Here is a 15,873-nt window from a genome sequence, read left to right as displayed (position 1 = left end):
CTCTAATAATGTTGGATTTACAAGAATCTCTGCACATTGATTTGCAGAGAAATAAAAGTTATTTTTGCACACAATTTCTCTAAAAGAGATACAGAAACGACTAAAGACATTTTTAAATTAATTCCAAGATGGTAGAATTAAAAAATCAAGAAGCCCAGGATAAATTTTCAGCTTTTAATACAATAGCTGATATGGGACATGAGCAAGTTGTTTATTGCTATGATGAGCCTACTGGCCTTAAAGCAATCATTGCTATTCATAATACTATTTTAGGTCCTGCTTTAGGGGGTACCAGAATGTGGACTTACCAAAATGATCAGGAGGCTTTAATTGATGTACTCCGATTATCTAGAGGGATGACGTATAAAGCTGCTATTTCTGGTCTTAATTTAGGTGGCGGAAAAGCTGTAATTATAGGTGACCCTAAAAAATTAAAAAACGAAGCTTTCTTAAGAAGATTCGGGAGATTTGTTGATAGCTTAGGTGGTAGATATATAACTGCCGAAGATATGAATATGAGTACTGCTGATATGGTTCACTTATCATATGAAACAAAATATGTAATGGGATTACCTGAATCAATGAATGGTAGTGGTGATCCTTCACCTGTTACTGCATATGGAGTTTACATGGGCTTAAAAGCTACTGTTAATAAAGCTTATGGAAGCGATAGTCTTGAAGGTAAGAAAATATCTGTTCAAGGAGTAGGTCAGGTAGGACACTATTTGGTTGATCACCTAATTGAAGATGGTGCAAAAGTTACAATTACTGATATTAATGAAAGTAACATTAAAAGAGTTACGGATAAACACAAAGTAACTGTTGTGAAGCCAGATGAAATTTATGATGTTGATGCCGATATTTACGCTCCATGCGCAATGGGAGCAACGATCAATGATGATACTATAGCAAGATTAAAAGCAAATGTTATCGTTGGAGCTGCTAACAACCAATTAGCGGACGAAAAGAAGCATGGCAAGCTTTTACAGGAAAATGGAATATTTTACGCTCCTGACTTCTTAGTGAATGCTGGCGGTATTATTAACATCTTCCCTGAATTAATGAAAAACTATAATAAGCCTTTAGCACTAGAGCAAACAGAAAAAATTTATGATAAATCATTAGAGATTTTGAATAAAGCCGAAGCTGAAGGCAAAACTTCACACCAAGCTGCTATTGAAATTGCTGACAAGCGAATGGCAGATATGGGCAAAGTGAAATTAGCATACTAATTATTGAATTATTATTTTTGCAGGGAAGGTGGAATGCTGCCTTCCCTATTTTATTATTTTATCGTTCTTTTTATTACTGATTTATGCTGAACAGAAGGTCATTACGAATTAAAGTTATGCAAGCGCTATATGCAGTTCAAAAATGTGAAGATGCCAATTTTGAATTAGCGCTGGACCACATAGATGAAATCTTCACTCCAGATTTAAACTCAATGGAAGTGCAAGACAAATCGCTTTTGAAACAAAATGCAAAAACGGCAAAGAAAATTTTCAAGGCAAACTACCAATCTAATCAAATTAAAGAAGAGCAGGATAGCAATCCTGAAATTCGTTCAGCAGTTAGTGATGCCATCGATTTATTTCAAACTAATGTAAAAAAGGATATCTCTTTTATTAAAAAGGATATGCTTGAAGCTGTAAACAAACTTTTAGAAAACTACTATCTATCCCTAAAGCTTTTAATTGAATTTGCAGATTTAGCAAAAGAAGATGTAGAAAAAAGGCAGAAAAGATTAGCCGATAGTGGGAAACAAGTATTTGAAAGTGAGTTGAATCTTTATAATAACAAGGCCATCAAAATCATGAAAGAAAATGATGCTTTGCAAAATGAGTTTACTCGTTTCAACATCACTTGGGAAGAAGATAGGCTGGATGTCCAAGAGTGGTACAGAGATCAATTGAAGAAGACAGATTTTTATAAAGAGTACACTTTAAAAAATGATCCTAGTTTTGAAGATGATGTAGAGGTTCTAAACCAGATATCAAGACAGCTAATTTTAAAAAGTGAAGCCATTACAAACTTTATGGCTGAGCGTGACCTTTATTGGGAAGAAAATAAATCCGCTCTTAAATCGATGTTAAAAAAGAGCATTAAGTCGTTTGATGAAATGACACAACATATTGAATTAATTGAGCTTTCTGCTAACTGGGAAGATGATAGCGAATTCTTTAAAGATTTATATCAACAAACCATAACTCATGAAAGTGAATATGAAAAAGTAGTGTCAGATTTTGCTAAAAACTGGGCATCGGATAGAATTGCCGTAGTAGATATGATTATTTTAAAAATGGCAGTGAGTGAAATGTTGAATTTCCCAAGCATCCCTGTAAAAGTGACGATTAATGAGTATATTGAGCTTTCTAAAAATTACAGTACGCAAAAAAGTAAACAATTTGTAAACGGATTATTAGATAAAATCTCAGCAAGCTTTGAAAAGGAAGGTAAAATCAAGAAAAGTGGGAGAGGTTTAATCGACAACAAATAACTTGATTGGTCTATTTGCGTAAAATTCAAAAAACTTTTAATGTACATTTGAATCATTTTTAATGTGCAGTATATTTACAGCTAAAGGAAAAAATTATGAGTAAAGGAGGAAGCAATCTATTCGCATTTTTAGCCGGTGCAGCAGCAGGCGCTATAGTAGGAATTTTATACGCTCCTGATACCGGTGAGAATACAAGAGATAAGTTAAGCTACCGCTTAGGAAAATATAAAGAAATGCTAGAGGATTTATTAAATGATATTTCTGAAGGTGAAGATTTAGGACTAAGCAGTGCACGTAGCGATGGGGAGAAAGTAGTAAATTCAGCTAAACAAAAAGCAGAACAATTATTAACTGATGTTGACGCATTATTGGGTCAAATTAAAAACAAAGAAGAAAAATAAGTTCAACTAATAAATATAATTCTTAACTATGAAAAGTTTAGTATATGCAATTGTGGCAGTAGGATTATTAACGCTAGGCGCTTGTAATGGCGATTTAGAAAAGCGTGTTACTGACCTGGAAAGAAGAGTAGCTGCTTTAGAAGGAAATGGAGGAACCGCTGCTAACAGTACTGCTGTTAAAACAGCATCTCAAAATACAACACAAGCTTCTACTTCTACTCCTAACCAAAAACCCGATGGACCATTACCTGTAATGGAATTCACTGAAAAAACGCACGACTTCGGAACAATTACTGAAGGTGATGTTGTAACCAAAGTATTTAAATTCAAAAATACGGGTGAAGCACCTTTAATTATTTCAAATGCTACTTCATCATGCGGTTGTACTGTTCCATCTTACCCTAAAAATGAGCCAATTGCTCCAGGAGAAGAAGGTGAAATTGAAGTAAAGTATAACTCTAGAGGTAAAAAGAATCAGGATAACAAAGTAGTTAGAATTACAGCTAACACTTGGCCTGCTACTAACAATATTACAATTAAAGCATTTGTTGAGCCTAAGGCTGACAATTCAAGTGCAGGACCCGTAAAACAATAATATTTAATGATACAATTAATTTTAGCGCAAGCTACAACAGGTGGCGACAATGCATGGATGAGCCAATTATTATTATTTGGTGGTATAATCTTAGTTTTTTACTTCTTCATGATTCGTCCGCAGCAGAAAAAGCAAAAGGATCAGAAGAAATTTATATCTGAAATTAAGAAAGGTGATGCAGTTGTCACGATAGGTGGTTTACACGGAAAAGTGTACCAAGTAGAAGAAGATAAGATTGTTTTAGAAGTAGATAAGGGTACAAAAATGGTTTTCGAAAAATCAGCCGTATCATTAGAACAAAGTAAAAAACTTCAAGAAAAATAATTTATTGAAGCAATTTGAAAACATATGGGATTGGTTGAGTAATCTATTATTACCTCAATCAAATGATACTATAAAAGTGGTAGTTCTGTGCTTTGTCACAGCTACCACTTTTTGGTTTTTCAATGCGCTAAATGATAATTATTCAACCAGAATAAGTTACCCCATAAAGTTCACCTATCAAGATTCATCTTTAGTGGTGGTTGAAGAATTACCACAAAGAGTAAGCATTAATGTGAACGGAGGCGGATGGAATCTATTAAGAAAGACATTTTGGTTTACAATTGAGCCAGTAGAAGTTCCACTAGAAGACCCTGTAAACCAGAAATATATTTTAGGTAGCTCACTTTATTCTTTAATTGCAGACCAAATGACTGAAGTGCAATTAAATTTTATTGAAACCGATACTCTAAATATTGAAATTGATTCTTTAAGATCTGCCAAAGCAAAATTGTTTATTGATAGTACTACAATATCATTGGCCCAAGACTACAGAATAACCTCTGCTATTAATAAATCACACGACTCCGCAATATTTACCGGGCCTGAAAGATTTATTAAAAATGTTCCTTCAGAGCTAAAAATAGAAATAGAAGAAGAGAATATCTCATCGGAATATGATGAGGACATTTACTTACCAACCTTTGGTTCAAGTTTAGTAAATCGTAATCCGGTTGAGATTAATGTTCAATTTAGGGTGTCAAAATTTATCCAACAGGAATTAATGCTACCGTTTGAAAAGATCAATGCTCCTGAAGATTCAAATGCCTATATTTTTAATGATAGTTTAGCAAGAATTTCATTCCAAATTCAGGAAGAATTAGCTGGAAACTACAATTTAGATAGTATTAGACTCGCTGTGGATTATGAACAAATTAGTCAAAAAGACAGCGTGACTAAACCTATAATTCTATCCTTACCGCAAATTCTTAAGGATAAAAAAATAACTATTGATAGCATCAAGCTTCAATACGAAAAGCCATGAAAAAAATAGGCATCACAGGGGGAATTGGAGCAGGTAAAAGCTTGATATGTGAAGTCTTTAATCTTTTAGGGGTTCCGAATTATCCTGCAGATTATAGGGCCAAATGGCTACAATCAAATGACCCTGAACTCAAAAAACTGATTGTTATAAACTTTGGCAATGAAGCGTATTTAAACAATGGTGAATTAAATAGAGAATATTTAAGTAAAGCCGTATTTAATGATGATAAAAAATTAAAAACCTTAAATGGTTTAGTTCACCCTGCAGTAGCAAAAGACTTTGAATATTGGTGTGACAAGCATTCCGATAAAGCTTATGTATTGAAAGAAGCAGCTCTATTATATGAAACAGGTTCATATAAACAATTAGATGCTACTATAAATGTACACGCCAATCAGGAATTAAGGATAGAACGAACTCTAAAAAGAGACCCACAACGCACTAAAGAAAGTGTTCTATCCATCATGAACAAACAATTCTCTGATCAAAAAAGATTAAACTTAGCTGACCATATCATTTATAATGATGAAAGTAGATCTGTGATTCTGCAAGTAATAAAACTACATGAGGAATTAGTAAACTTATAATAAAAGCATCCACAAAATATTCCTCACTTCTACCTTAGAAGCTCTGATTATTTAGTTGAGAGTTCTTAAATTTAATGCTAAATCATAGAAAATATTGAAAGAGATATAGGGCAATATATTCACTAGTATTAAACTCGCCTTTTTAGATAATCTTAAAACAATAGTTAGTACTATATATATTCTAATAAGAGTATTATTGTTATATTTATCTTTTTATGAAAGCTTATTTCCCCATCATAATATTCTTATTATTTGCCCATTCGCTATCGTCTCAAAATATCGATAGTTTAGAAAATCTCCTTACATCTAATTTAAATAAACCCGATAAAATAAATGTATTAATAAGTCTATGTGAAGAATATAGAACATCAGATCCTAATTCCATGCGGCTTTATGCTGAAGAACTTATTACTTTATCAGACGGGGATTCTTCTACAAATAGTTTTGCTTGGGCACAATATTATCTAGGTGACTACTATTATATCGTAGATGAATCTAATCAGACAGAAAAATATTTTCTTTCTGCATACGAAATTTTTAAAAATAGAGAAAATGCTATTGGAGCATCAAAAGCCGCAGCATCATTAGCCAACATTTACTTTTTCTTCGATCGTTATAAAACTTCACTAAGTTTTGCAGAGTCTGCCTTAGATTTAGCATATCAAACTAATAATAAAGAGCTGCAGTCTAACCTTCTTTCACTTATGTGTGATATATACACTTATATGGAGCAGTATAATCTTGCTATCCAGCATTGTGTTCAATCCCTAAAAATTAAGGAAGAGCTTAAGATGGTAAAAGGTAAAGAGGTGACCATGAACTCTATTGGACTTATATACCAAGAGTTAGGCTCCTATAAAAAAGCTGAAGAGTATTTATTTAAGGCATTAAAATTAGCCGAAAAAAATGCTCAACCCTATAATATAGCCACAACTTACAGCAATATTGGCAATTACTTTCTAGTAATAGGTGAGACTGAAAAAGCACTACAGAACTTCCAAAACGCTATGCAGATCGATTCAGTAAGCCAAGATAAAATCGGTCTAGCATACTCTTTCTTTGATATCGGCAAAATATATGTAATCAATAAGCAATTTGATGAAGCTTTAAGCTACTTAAACAAAGCTCAGGTTTTAGCAGCATCACAAAATATGCCGGAACTACTAGCAAGAATAGGTATTGAAAAAGGTGAGGTTTTCACATCAAGATCTGAGTATCAGAAATCAGTTAGCGTTATAAAAAATAGTATTAGTATAGCTCAAAAAATTAATTCAACTCCAATACTTAAGGATTGCTATCAGGATCTCTCAAAAATTTATGATGAAATGGGAGATAAAAACAATGCTCTTATCTATATGAAGCTTTATATGCTTGAATCTGAAAGAAAATATAAAGCTGAAAACATTAAATCTATTGCGGAAATAGAGGCTATTTATAAAATCGACCAGAAAGAGCAAGAAATTGATCTGTTAAAAAAAGATAATGCCATTAAAGAACTCAGAGCCGAACAGAGAACATTTTTCATAGCGGCATTAGGTATTGGTCTTGTCTTATTAATTATTCTCATCATCATTTTATACAGTAGAAATAAAATTAAAAATAGAACCAACCAAGCCTTAAGAGAACAGAACAGTGCAATCCAGGAACAAAAAGAAGAAATTGAAAGTCAGAAAGAAGAATTAGCAGAGACCAGTCATAAACTTAGTATACAAAATAGACAGATTACAGACAGCATCAATTACGCAAAGCAGATTCAAGATTCATTATTACCTCAAGTACAAACCATAAAGGAGTCTTTTCCAGAATCATTCATATTTTATAGAGCTAGAGATATCGTAAGTGGAGATTTTTATTGGTACACAAAAATTGAAAACAAGGTCGCTGTTGCTTTGGTAGATTGTACAGGTCATGGAGTGCCTGGTGCATTTATGACAGTTTTAGCTAATTCATTGTTGAATCAAATTGTGATTGAAACCGGAATTACTTCACCTGACTTAATTGTATCACTCTTAGACCAAAAAATACAGCAAAATCTTCATCAGGAAAACATCAACAGCTCTAATACGGATGGATTAGACATAGGCCTATTGATGATTGATCAAAAAAAGAAAACCTTAGAATTTACAGGTACCAAAATTCCTTTGTATTTGTATCAAAATTCAGATATTACAATTATAGAACCAGATCGAAATAGCGTTGGAAGCACACAACTTTCTGAAAAAGATTTTACAAAAAAGGAAATTAAATATAATGAGGGAGATATCATTTATTTAAGCTCAGATGGATATCAAGATCAATTTGGCGGAAGCAGGAATAAGAAATATATGAAAAGTAATTTTCGTTTATTACTTGAGAAGATTGCTCAAAAGCCGATTTATGAACAAGAATCATTAATTGAAAAAGAATTTATAAATTGGAGAGGAAGCACACCACAAACTGATGATATATTAGTGATTGGGCTTAAACTATAACAATGAGCTTTAGAAGTTATAAAAGACTTATCTATTATCTGATTGCCTTCTTAGCAATTTTCTTATTCCTAGTATTTAATCTATTAGAATTTGAGTTACGCTCTGAGGAAGGGGAAATTGAGACATTATCAGATGCATTTTGGTACTCAATTGTCACTTTAACTACTGTTGGCTATGGTGATATGGTTCCCACCTCAACTGGCGGAAGAGCAATTGGTTATATTCTAATATTTTTGAGTTTAGGAGTATACGGTCTATTAATTGGTCAAATCTCAACCATTATGGCAAATATTAAAGAACATAAAAAACTGGGTATGTACGGAACAAATTTTGAAGATCATATAGTAGTAATTGGTTGGACACATTTTGGTAAAACCGTTATCGATCAATTAATAAAAGCAGGAAGAAAAGTAGCTATTGTTACCAGGAATAGAGACAACATTGACCTACTTAAGGAGCTTTATCAAAACAAAAACCTGTTTGTATTATACTCTGATTACGAAAATTTTGAATTACTAGAAAAGGTAAATATTCAGAAGTCAAATACAGTTTTTATAAACCTAGAGGATGATACTGAAAAATTAGTATACATACTAAATCTTAAAAAGGAATACTCAGGCTTAAACTTCATAGTAACACTTGAAAACTCGAATCTTAAGCAAACATTCATAAGTGCTGGAGTAACTCATGCCATTTCACGTAATGAAATTGCAAGCAGGCTGCTAGCAAGCTATATGTTTGAGCCCGATGTAGCGCTGTATTCTGAAGAGATTTTGGCCTATCCTACCAACGATGAAGAGTATGATATGAAGCAGTTTAAAGTGCTTGAAAAAAACCCCTATAACGGCCAGGAGTACAATAAAGTGTTTTTTGAATTGAAGAAAAATGAGAATGTGATCCTTATGGGCTTGGTAAGAGTGGAAGAAGGAAAAAGAACAGCTTACAAAAATCCAGCTGATAATTTCAAAATACGAACTGGTGATTATTTAATAATGCTGATGAATCAGAAAACTCAGAGAAGTATAAAAAGAGTTTTTAATTTAGAGGAAGGTGTTTAAATCTATACTTCTAACTCGTAGAATTCAAAATCCTTTCCTTTACCGTAGGCAGTTAATTCACTTAAATTAAAGGCTTCAAGCGTATTTAAATCTTTACATTCAAAATCTTTATATCCTGTAGCCTTAGTCACCGTAAATTCATGAACTTCTCCAAAGTTCACCAGATAATAATCTTTCCCGACCCTTACAGTTTCAATTGATATTGACATTCTATAATTACTCATTAAATTTTCATTCCTATGAACTAAGACAATTTTTTAAAGTTTCAATTTATTTGAGAAATCGGGTTGAAATAGTAATTCTATAATATGAAAATCAATTGATTTTTAATCGCTCAAAAGGAGTGATCATATAATCCATTGGAACATCATATTGATTTATGAATTTTTCACCTTCCAAAAGTGGCCCAAGATTGATTCCGATAAATTTAGTATTGGCACTACATTGGCTTAAAAATCTATCGTAATATCCTTTACCGTAACCTATTCTATGTCCACTTTTAGTTCCAATAATCATGGGAACCAATACACAATCAATATCTTTCAATGAAAACTGATTGCAATCTTGAGGTTCAGGGATTCCCCATTCATTCGTTATAAAAGTAGTAGTATTATCTATCTGAAAATGATGTAATTTCGTGCTATTTAAATCTGTAATGCTAGTGATGGTATTGATTTGTGGTTTTTTAGTCCATAAATACTGTATGAACTGAAATACATCTGGTTCATTATTTTTAACAATTGGGATAAAAGTATGCACACTCTTAAATGGATGTTCATTAAATAAATCTACCAATTGACCATAGAGCAAAATATTTCTTCTTTCATATTCTGCTTCACTCAAAAATTTCCTTTTCTCTAAATAAACTTTTCGAAGCGTTTTTTTATCCATCCCATCTCATTATATGGAATTGCAAATTAAATGGATCAAAAGCCTTTAACAATCCTTTAATAAATTGAGAGTCGGCTTTGAAGAACGGGAGAAAGTTCTCTTTTCTTTCTTGTAAACCATTTGAAGGAAATAAATAATCCTTCACTTCATCGGTTTGCCTCATTTTATCAGCATGCTTGCGCTTTTCTGCTGCCATCATTTTCTTCTCAATCTTATCAATTGAGTTGCTGATTTTTTCAGTCTCAGCTTCTGTCATTTGAGACAAGGTAATATCTACATCTCCAGCAAACTGCTTAATATCTGCCAGTAAATGTTTTAATTTCTGACGCTCGTCATTTAAATTTAATTTTACAGAAGTGATTCTTTTTGTGATTTGCTTCTTCAACTCCTCCCTTTCAGTAAACAAATCAACATCTGCCAATTTTAACTTTTTAATTTTATGACGTATTACATTTGGTATAATCATCCCAAAATTTCTAGGCAATAATATTGGGAAAGGAACTTTAAAGTACTCAAAAACTGGTTTCAATTGAAGCCAATAAGCTACTTCTGCGGGACCTCCAGTATAGGCTAAATTAGGAAGGATACACTCCTGGTATAATGGTCTTAAAATAACATTGGGGCTAAATCGCTCAGGGTACTGATCAATCTCTGCTTTTATTTCAGTTTCACTAAATTGAATATCCGTTTCTAGTACTTTATAAACACCCTCCTCTTTCACTATTCTTTCTCTAACTCCATCTTTGAGATAAAAGAAATTAATCTCTCTAGGAAAAGATTGTGTTTTATACCCAATATTATCTAGAGCTTGAGAACGCTCTTCCACTAATTGATTAGCAGTATTTTTTATAACATCATCTTCGATAACATGCTTGAATTCAGATTTTAAATCATGATCATCTGCATCTACTACTACCAATCCGTATTTACCATAAATAGCATTTACATACGCTCGAACAGCATCTGCTAAGTTTTCAGCATTGGAATACGCTTTATCAAAAATACTTCCTTCTCCAGCAATTTCTTTTGCTAGTTCGGGCAGACCATCAGTTGCCATTCTGCCAACGGCACCAGTCTGCTCAGTATTCCATTTGTATTTCTTCCCTTCAATTTGAATAGATTTGATTTCATCTAAATCATGATCTTCAGAAGCCATCCAATAGACTGGTACAAAATTATAATCCGGATATTTTGCCTTTAATTGCTTACAAGCATTAATAACCGTAATTATCTTAAAGTGGAAATATAATGGCCCTGTAAATACATTCAACTGATGTCCGGTAGTCAAGGTGAAAGTTTTTGAATCAGATAAACTCTTAATGTTATCCTGTACTAACTCCTCAAGCTGTTCAACAGTCTGATATTGTTTTTCTAAAACCTCGACTAATTTATCTCTATTGACAGAGCTCTCAGATTTTTCATCTATTTGAGCTTGAAATGATTCAACATTTGGGTAGCGGTGGTAAAAACTTTTTAATTCTTCTTTTTGCTTAATAAAATCATTAAAAATTGGCGCAAAAAGTCCAGTTTCAAAAAAATCAATACAGCCTACCTTCATATTAAATATTATTATTTCAATTTACCATATAAGTCAAACTCTGTAGCATCGGTAATTTCCACTTTTACAAAATCACCAATTCGTGCATAGCTTTCCGTTGCATCAATCAATACTTCATTATCTACTTCAGGTGAATCATGTTCAGTTCTTCCAACAAAAAACCCACCCTCTTTTCTATCCACTAACACTTTGAATGACTTTCCTATTTTAGCTTGATTAAGCTCCTCAGAAATTTGAGTCTGTAATTCCATTACGGCATCCGCTCTTTCTTGTTTAATTTCATCCGGAACATCATCTTCAAAACTAAATGCATGCGTATTTTCTTCATGAGAATATGGAAAAACACCTAAGCGATCGAATCTTGTATTTCTTACAAAATCCATTAATTCCTGAAAATCTTCTTCCGTTTCACCAGGATGGCCTGTTATTAAAGTAGTTCTTAATGCAATATTTGGAACTTTCTCTCTTATTTTTTCAATTAATGCTTCTTGCTTCTCGCGGGTTGTCCCTCTTCTCATTGCCTTCAGCATTTTGGTAGAACCATGCTGAAGCGGCATATCTAAATAATTACAGATATTATCTCTCTCAGCCATTACATCTAGAATATCTTCCGGGAAACCAGTTGGGAATGCATAATGTAATCTTATCCATTCTATGCCTTCCACATCAGATAGTTGGCGAAGCAATTCAGCCAAATTTCTTTTCTTGTAGATATCTAAACCATAGTAGGTAGAATCTTGAGCTATTAGTAATATTTCTTTAGTGCCATTTCTAGCCATATTTTGAGCCTCTTTTACTAGCTCTTCAATTGGTCGAGAAACATGTTTTCCACGCATTAATGGTATTGCACAGAAAGAACAAGGTCTATCACAACCTTCCGCTATTTTCATGTAGGCAAAATGGTTAGCTGTAGTGGTAATTCTTTCCCCCACTAATTCATGTTTATAATCCGCCTTGAATTTTTTGAGTAATAAAGGCAATTCCATAGTACCAAAAAAGGCATCAACTTGTGGAATTTCCTTTTCTAAATCGTCTCTGTAGCGTTGTGAAAGGCAGCCGGTCACATATAATTTCTCAATTAGGCCTTCTTCCTTGGCGTCAGCATATCGTAAAATAGTATCTATTGATTCCTGCTTTGCATTATCTATGAATCCACAGGTATTTACTACTATAATATTAGAATCATCCTTTTCGGATTCATGTGACACATCTATATCGTTACCCCTAAGCTGGGTAATCATTACCTCAGAATCTACTAAGTTTTTTGAGCAGCCTAATGTGACTACATTTACCTTATCTTTCTTTAATCCTTTCGTCTTCAAAATTTCTCCTCTTTAATATTGTACCCAAAAAATTACTCTTTGGCTTAAAATTTGTTTCATCTAGTATTCCAAAGAAGTAATTTTAAAATAGGTTAAATTTAAAGATGCAAAGTTAATCAATTATTAGAGGAATTGTTTTCATATGTGATGAATTGCACGCAATTATCTAATATTGGGTTTAGCTTGTCAGAATATTGAATATCTTTGCAGGCCAATGAAGTCAATGATCAAGAAAAGCATTCTAATAGCACTTATATTCAGCATTTTTGCTTGTGATGTAGATAGCAACTGCAATACCTTAAATGTTGATTTTGTTACTTTTCAAACCTTTACAATCAAAGAAGGTGAAGAAGAACAAGTTCAGGTTATTTTCGATAGTATTGTTAGCCCTGAATCCGACAGCACATTTTTTCAAAGTGATACCTTAAGTATTTTTGAACTTCCACTTAATCCAGGTTCAAATCAAACCAGTTTTTATTTTTATTATGGCCCGTTTGTGGATAGCATTGAATTCAATTATGAAACAAGAAATGCTGTTGACTCTCCTGAATGTGGCATTGACTTAGAGTTTGTAGGTATGGATACTACTTTCCAAACATTCGATTCATTAGTAATTGTAAATGATACTTTAAAAAGAACTGTAAATGCGCCTAATATTAAGCTTTATATTTTTTAGTTTTTTGAGCGTTGCAGTTTTTGCTCAAGAAGCTACAGAACAGGAATCTGATTCTGTAAAAAAAGAACTTGCTAAAATCCAGAAGCCAAAAGTTCCTAAATCCTTTTATATCCCAACGGGCCTAAGAGTGGGAACGGATTTGGTTGCTTTAGGAGTCAATGCTTTTGGTGATAAACGTACACGTTACGAATTTCAAGGAGACATCGACTTTCACAGAATTTATTTGGTAGGATCATATGGGATCAACGAATATCAAAACAGCGGTGAGGAATTTACTTACAGCAATGAAGGGAGTTATTACAGAATTGGTTTAGAAGCTGACTTCTTACAATATGACCCAGACCATAACACTTTAACATTCGGCTTAAGATATGCTAAATCTAATTTTTCTGAGACTTTAATTACCAATATCACTAATCCTTTTTACGGATTATATGAAGAAAGCTTAACCAATAAAAATGTTAAGGCAAGCTGGATTGAAATGACTGCTGGGTTACGAGTAATGATTTTGAAAAACCTTTATATGGGGTATAACTTCAGAATACAGCTTAATCGAAGAATTGTAAATGCGGACCAATTCCGAACTTACGATATACCAGGTTTCGGCCGAGCAGAGTTTGATAATCGCTGGACTTTCAATTACTACCTAGTATACAGAATTAAATGGAAAGAGAAAAAATTAATGGAAAAACCTCGTTAAACTCTTTTAAAGAATGAATCCACGAACTCCATTTTATTAAACACTTGAAGATCTTCCACTTTCTCGCCTACACCTATATATTTTACTGGAATTTTGAATTCTTCAGAGATCCCTATTACTACACCTCCTTTTGCGGTTCCATCCAGTTTTGTGATGGCTAATGCTGTTACTTCTGTAGCTTTCGTAAATTCACGAGCTTGGATCATGGCATTTTGGCCAGTTGAGCCATCCAATACCAATAAAACTTCATGTGGTGCTTCACTAACGAACTTTTGAATTACCCTTTTAATCTTAGATAATTCGTTCATTAAATTCACTTTTGTATGTAACCTTCCAGCAGTATCGATGATTACGATATCAGCCTCCTCTGCAACTCCTTGTTTAACTGCATCAAATGCTACGGATGCAGGATCTGTATTCATACCATGGGAAACAACTGGCACACCAATTCTGTCTCCCCACATTTTTAGCTGATCTACAGCAGCCGCTCTAAAGGTATCTGCAGCTCCTAAAACTACCTTTTTACCTTGGTTTTTATATTGAGCAGCAAGCTTCCCAATCGTTGTAGTTTTACCTACCCCGTTAACCCCTACCACTAATAAAACATAAGGCTTTTTAATATTTTGAGGTAAAGAAAAATCTTTTAAATCTTCCGTATTATTTTCTTCCAAAAGACCCGCTATTTCTTCTCTTAGAATTTTATCTAATTCATCAGTACCCAAATATTTATCGCGAGCTACTCTTTCTTCAATACGATCAATAATCTTAACAGTGGTATTAACGCCAAGATCTGAGCTAATTAAAATTTCCTCCAATTCATCCAATACATCTTCATCCACTTGGGATTTACCGACAACTGAACGTCCTAGTTTAGTAAAAAAACTCTCTTTTGTTTTCTCTAAACCTTTGTCTAAAGATTCTTTTTTCTCTTTGGAAAAAATTTTGAAAATACTCATACCACTTATGTTATAGATGCGGGGCTATTTAACCGCTTACAATAATACGAAAATATTGACCTAAAGTATATAAAAGAATAGTTGTAAAAGGGTATAAACAAAAAAAGTCCCTAATGAGGGACTTAAATCAATTTTAACCTTAAAAACTACAATTATTTTTTAAGTGCCTCTTTGGCCATATCCAAAGGTACCATTTCTTCACGGAATGAATAACCTCCGTTTTTAGACTTTACTGCTTTGATTACTTTAGCGTAACCTTTAGCGTCTTTATCTTTTAAAGTTGCAACTACTTTCTTAGCCATGATTACTTAATTTCTTTGTGAACAGTATATTTCTTTAAGATCGGGTTATATTTTTTCAACTCCAATCTTTCTGTTGTGTTTTTTCTGTTTTTAGTCGTGATGTAACGAGAAGTACCTGGAGCACCAGTTTCTTTATGCTCTGTACATTCTAATATTACTTGGACTCTATTTCCTTTCTTAGCCATTGTGCTTTAAATTTTGAGCAATAGAAAATTATACTAATACATTACCGTTTTCACGTGCCTTCTTCAAAACTGAAGTGATACCATTTTTGTTAATGGTTCTGATTGCGCTAGCTGACACTTTTAACGTGATCCACTTATCCTCCTCAGGAATGTAAAACCTTTTCTTCTGCAAGTTTGGCAAGAATCTTCTTTTGGTTTTATTGTTGGAGTGAGAAACATTATTTCCCACCTGAGGTCTCTTTCCGGTAATTTGACAAACTCGTGCCATATCTATTTAAATTATTTTTGTTGTCGATTTCAAATTGGTCTGCAAATATCGGCAATATTTTGATAATCACAAACCTTACCTTAAAAATACCAGCTATTTT

General features: G+C 33.1%; 19 protein-coding genes. 11 read left to right on the top strand and 8 right to left on the bottom strand.

Going from position 1 to position 15,873, the window contains the following annotated elements; translation table 11 throughout:
• Positions 1-128: 128 nt before the first annotated feature.
• From QYS47_RS03355 to QYS47_RS03315, 9 genes are all read left to right on the top strand, one after another.
• Complete coding sequence (locus tag QYS47_RS03355; protein WP_322347718.1) at positions 129-1,232, top strand: Glu/Leu/Phe/Val family dehydrogenase; 1,104 nt, start codon at positions 129-131, stop codon at positions 1,230-1,232.
• 83 nt (positions 1,233-1,315) lie between these two features.
• Positions 1,316-2,497 carry a transcription antitermination factor NusB gene (gene nusB, locus QYS47_RS03350; RefSeq protein ID WP_322347717.1) on the top strand — a complete coding sequence of 394 codons (1,182 nt, stop codon included), beginning with the start codon at positions 1,316-1,318 and terminating at the stop codon, positions 2,495-2,497.
• Between the two features lie 95 nt (positions 2,498-2,592).
• A complete protein-coding gene (locus QYS47_RS03345) occupies positions 2,593-2,898 on the top strand; it encodes a YtxH domain-containing protein (RefSeq protein WP_308357786.1) in 306 nt (101 codons plus the stop codon).
• Between the two features lie 28 nt (positions 2,899-2,926).
• A complete protein-coding gene (locus tag QYS47_RS03340) occupies positions 2,927-3,493 on the top strand; it encodes a DUF1573 domain-containing protein (RefSeq protein WP_322347716.1) in 567 nt (188 codons plus the stop codon).
• A 6-nt stretch (positions 3,494-3,499) separates the two neighbouring features.
• Positions 3,500-3,817: a preprotein translocase subunit YajC gene (gene yajC, locus QYS47_RS03335; RefSeq protein ID WP_308357788.1), complete on the top strand. Its 318-nt coding sequence runs from the start codon at positions 3,500-3,502 to the stop codon at positions 3,815-3,817.
• Between the two features lie 4 nt (positions 3,818-3,821).
• Positions 3,822-4,799, top strand: coding sequence for a hypothetical protein (locus tag QYS47_RS03330; protein ID WP_308357789.1), 978 nt, complete (start codon positions 3,822-3,824; stop codon positions 4,797-4,799).
• Complete coding sequence (coaE, locus tag QYS47_RS03325) at positions 4,796-5,386, top strand: dephospho-CoA kinase (protein WP_308357790.1); 591 nt, start codon at positions 4,796-4,798, stop codon at positions 5,384-5,386. Before QYS47_RS03330 ends, coaE begins: the two co-directional genes overlap by 4 nt.
• Positions 5,387-5,601: 215 nt before the next feature.
• Entirely contained in the window at positions 5,602-7,857 is a 2,256-nt protein-coding gene (locus tag QYS47_RS03320) for a tetratricopeptide repeat protein (RefSeq protein WP_322347715.1), read from the top strand.
• A gap of 2 nt (positions 7,858-7,859) precedes the next feature.
• On the top strand, positions 7,860-8,915 hold the full coding sequence (locus QYS47_RS03315) for a potassium channel family protein (RefSeq protein WP_308357792.1): 1,056 nt from the start codon (positions 7,860-7,862) through the stop codon (positions 8,913-8,915).
• Positions 8,916-8,917: 2 nt separating this feature from the next.
• On the opposite strand, the gene QYS47_RS03310 is transcribed toward QYS47_RS03315, so the two are convergent.
• The 4 genes from QYS47_RS03310 to rimO form a co-directional block, all read right to left on the bottom strand.
• On the bottom strand, positions 8,918-9,139 hold the full coding sequence (locus tag QYS47_RS03310) for a hypothetical protein (RefSeq protein ID WP_308357793.1): 222 nt from the start codon (positions 9,137-9,139) through the stop codon (positions 8,918-8,920).
• 91 nt (positions 9,140-9,230) lie between these two features.
• Positions 9,231-9,806 carry a 5-formyltetrahydrofolate cyclo-ligase gene (locus tag QYS47_RS03305; protein ID WP_322347714.1) on the bottom strand — a complete coding sequence of 192 codons (576 nt, stop codon included), beginning with the start codon at positions 9,804-9,806 and terminating at the stop codon, positions 9,231-9,233.
• Positions 9,799-11,364, bottom strand: coding sequence for a bacillithiol biosynthesis cysteine-adding enzyme BshC (gene bshC / locus QYS47_RS03300; protein ID WP_322347713.1), 1,566 nt, complete (start codon positions 11,362-11,364; stop codon positions 9,799-9,801). Before bshC ends, QYS47_RS03305 begins: the two co-directional genes overlap by 8 nt.
• A gap of 11 nt (positions 11,365-11,375) precedes the next feature.
• Positions 11,376-12,686 (bottom strand): 30S ribosomal protein S12 methylthiotransferase RimO, encoded by a 1,311-nt coding sequence (gene rimO / locus QYS47_RS03295; protein ID WP_322347712.1) that lies wholly within the window; start codon positions 12,684-12,686, stop codon positions 11,376-11,378.
• A gap of 214 nt (positions 12,687-12,900) precedes the next feature.
• Here rimO and QYS47_RS03290 point away from each other — a divergent pair, with 214 nt between their 5' ends.
• Both QYS47_RS03290 and QYS47_RS03285 read left to right on the top strand, forming a co-directional pair.
• Positions 12,901-13,362 carry a DUF6452 family protein gene (locus QYS47_RS03290; protein ID WP_322347711.1) on the top strand — a complete coding sequence of 154 codons (462 nt, stop codon included), beginning with the start codon at positions 12,901-12,903 and terminating at the stop codon, positions 13,360-13,362.
• Positions 13,331-14,062, top strand: coding sequence for a DUF6048 family protein (locus QYS47_RS03285; protein WP_322347710.1), 732 nt, complete (start codon positions 13,331-13,333; stop codon positions 14,060-14,062). Before QYS47_RS03290 ends, QYS47_RS03285 begins: the two co-directional genes overlap by 32 nt.
• Here the strand turns inward: QYS47_RS03285 and ftsY are convergent.
• The 4 genes from ftsY to rpmB form a co-directional block, all read right to left on the bottom strand.
• Positions 14,059-15,018, bottom strand: coding sequence for a signal recognition particle-docking protein FtsY (ftsY, locus tag QYS47_RS03280; protein WP_322347709.1), 960 nt, complete (start codon positions 15,016-15,018; stop codon positions 14,059-14,061). The genes QYS47_RS03285 and ftsY overlap by 4 nt on opposite strands.
• Before the next feature lie 152 nt (positions 15,019-15,170).
• Entirely contained in the window at positions 15,171-15,320 is a 150-nt protein-coding gene (locus tag QYS47_RS03275; protein WP_302127935.1) for a DUF4295 domain-containing protein, read from the bottom strand.
• Positions 15,321-15,322: 2 nt separating this feature from the next.
• On the bottom strand, positions 15,323-15,505 hold the full coding sequence (gene rpmG / locus QYS47_RS03270) for a 50S ribosomal protein L33 (protein ID WP_302103281.1): 183 nt from the start codon (positions 15,503-15,505) through the stop codon (positions 15,323-15,325).
• A 28-nt stretch (positions 15,506-15,533) separates the two neighbouring features.
• The gene (rpmB, locus tag QYS47_RS03265) at positions 15,534-15,773 is read right to left on the bottom strand and encodes a 50S ribosomal protein L28 (RefSeq protein ID WP_302103280.1); all 240 of its coding nucleotides are present in this window, start codon (positions 15,771-15,773) and stop codon (positions 15,534-15,536) included.
• Positions 15,774-15,873: the final 100 nt, after the last annotated feature.

This window comes from Marivirga arenosa, from assembly GCF_030503875.2.
Lineage (GTDB): Bacteria > Bacteroidota > Bacteroidia > Cytophagales > Cyclobacteriaceae > Marivirga > Marivirga arenosa.
This window is presented reverse-complemented; position numbering and strand designations above follow the sequence as displayed.

Bases quoted from the DNA above. Each gene is read 5' to 3' on its own strand.
- QYS47_RS03355 (WP_322347718.1), top strand. From the start codon at position 129: ATGGTAGAATTAAAAAATCAAGAAGCCCAGGATAAATTTTCAGCTTTT.
- nusB (WP_322347717.1), top strand. From the start codon at position 1,316: ATGCTGAACAGAAGGTCATTACGAATTAAAGTTATGCAAGCGCTATAT.
- QYS47_RS03345 (WP_308357786.1), top strand. From the start codon at position 2,593: ATGAGTAAAGGAGGAAGCAATCTATTCGCATTTTTAGCCGGTGCAGCA.
- QYS47_RS03340 (WP_322347716.1), top strand. From the start codon at position 2,927: ATGAAAAGTTTAGTATATGCAATTGTGGCAGTAGGATTATTAACGCTA.
- yajC (WP_308357788.1), top strand. From the start codon at position 3,500: ATGATACAATTAATTTTAGCGCAAGCTACAACAGGTGGCGACAATGCA.
- coaE (WP_308357790.1), top strand. From the start codon at position 4,796: ATGAAAAAAATAGGCATCACAGGGGGAATTGGAGCAGGTAAAAGCTTG.
- QYS47_RS03320 (WP_322347715.1), top strand. From the start codon at position 5,602: ATGAAAGCTTATTTCCCCATCATAATATTCTTATTATTTGCCCATTCG.
- QYS47_RS03315 (WP_308357792.1), top strand. From the start codon at position 7,860: ATGAGCTTTAGAAGTTATAAAAGACTTATCTATTATCTGATTGCCTTC.
- QYS47_RS03310 (WP_308357793.1), bottom strand. From the start codon at position 9,139: ATGAGTAATTATAGAATGTCAATATCAATTGAAACTGTAAGGGTCGGG.
- QYS47_RS03305 (WP_322347714.1), bottom strand. From the start codon at position 9,806: ATGGATAAAAAAACGCTTCGAAAAGTTTATTTAGAGAAAAGGAAATTT.
- bshC (WP_322347713.1), bottom strand. From the start codon at position 11,364: ATGAAGGTAGGCTGTATTGATTTTTTTGAAACTGGACTTTTTGCGCCA.
- QYS47_RS03290 (WP_322347711.1), top strand. From the start codon at position 12,901: ATGAAGTCAATGATCAAGAAAAGCATTCTAATAGCACTTATATTCAGC.
- QYS47_RS03285 (WP_322347710.1), top strand. From the start codon at position 13,331: ATGCGCCTAATATTAAGCTTTATATTTTTTAGTTTTTTGAGCGTTGCA.
- ftsY (WP_322347709.1), bottom strand. From the start codon at position 15,018: ATGAGTATTTTCAAAATTTTTTCCAAAGAGAAAAAAGAATCTTTAGAC.
- QYS47_RS03275 (WP_302127935.1), bottom strand. From the start codon at position 15,320: ATGGCTAAGAAAGTAGTTGCAACTTTAAAAGATAAAGACGCTAAAGGT.
- rpmG (WP_302103281.1), bottom strand. From the start codon at position 15,505: ATGGCTAAGAAAGGAAATAGAGTCCAAGTAATATTAGAATGTACAGAG.
- rpmB (WP_302103280.1), bottom strand. From the start codon at position 15,773: ATGGCACGAGTTTGTCAAATTACCGGAAAGAGACCTCAGGTGGGAAAT.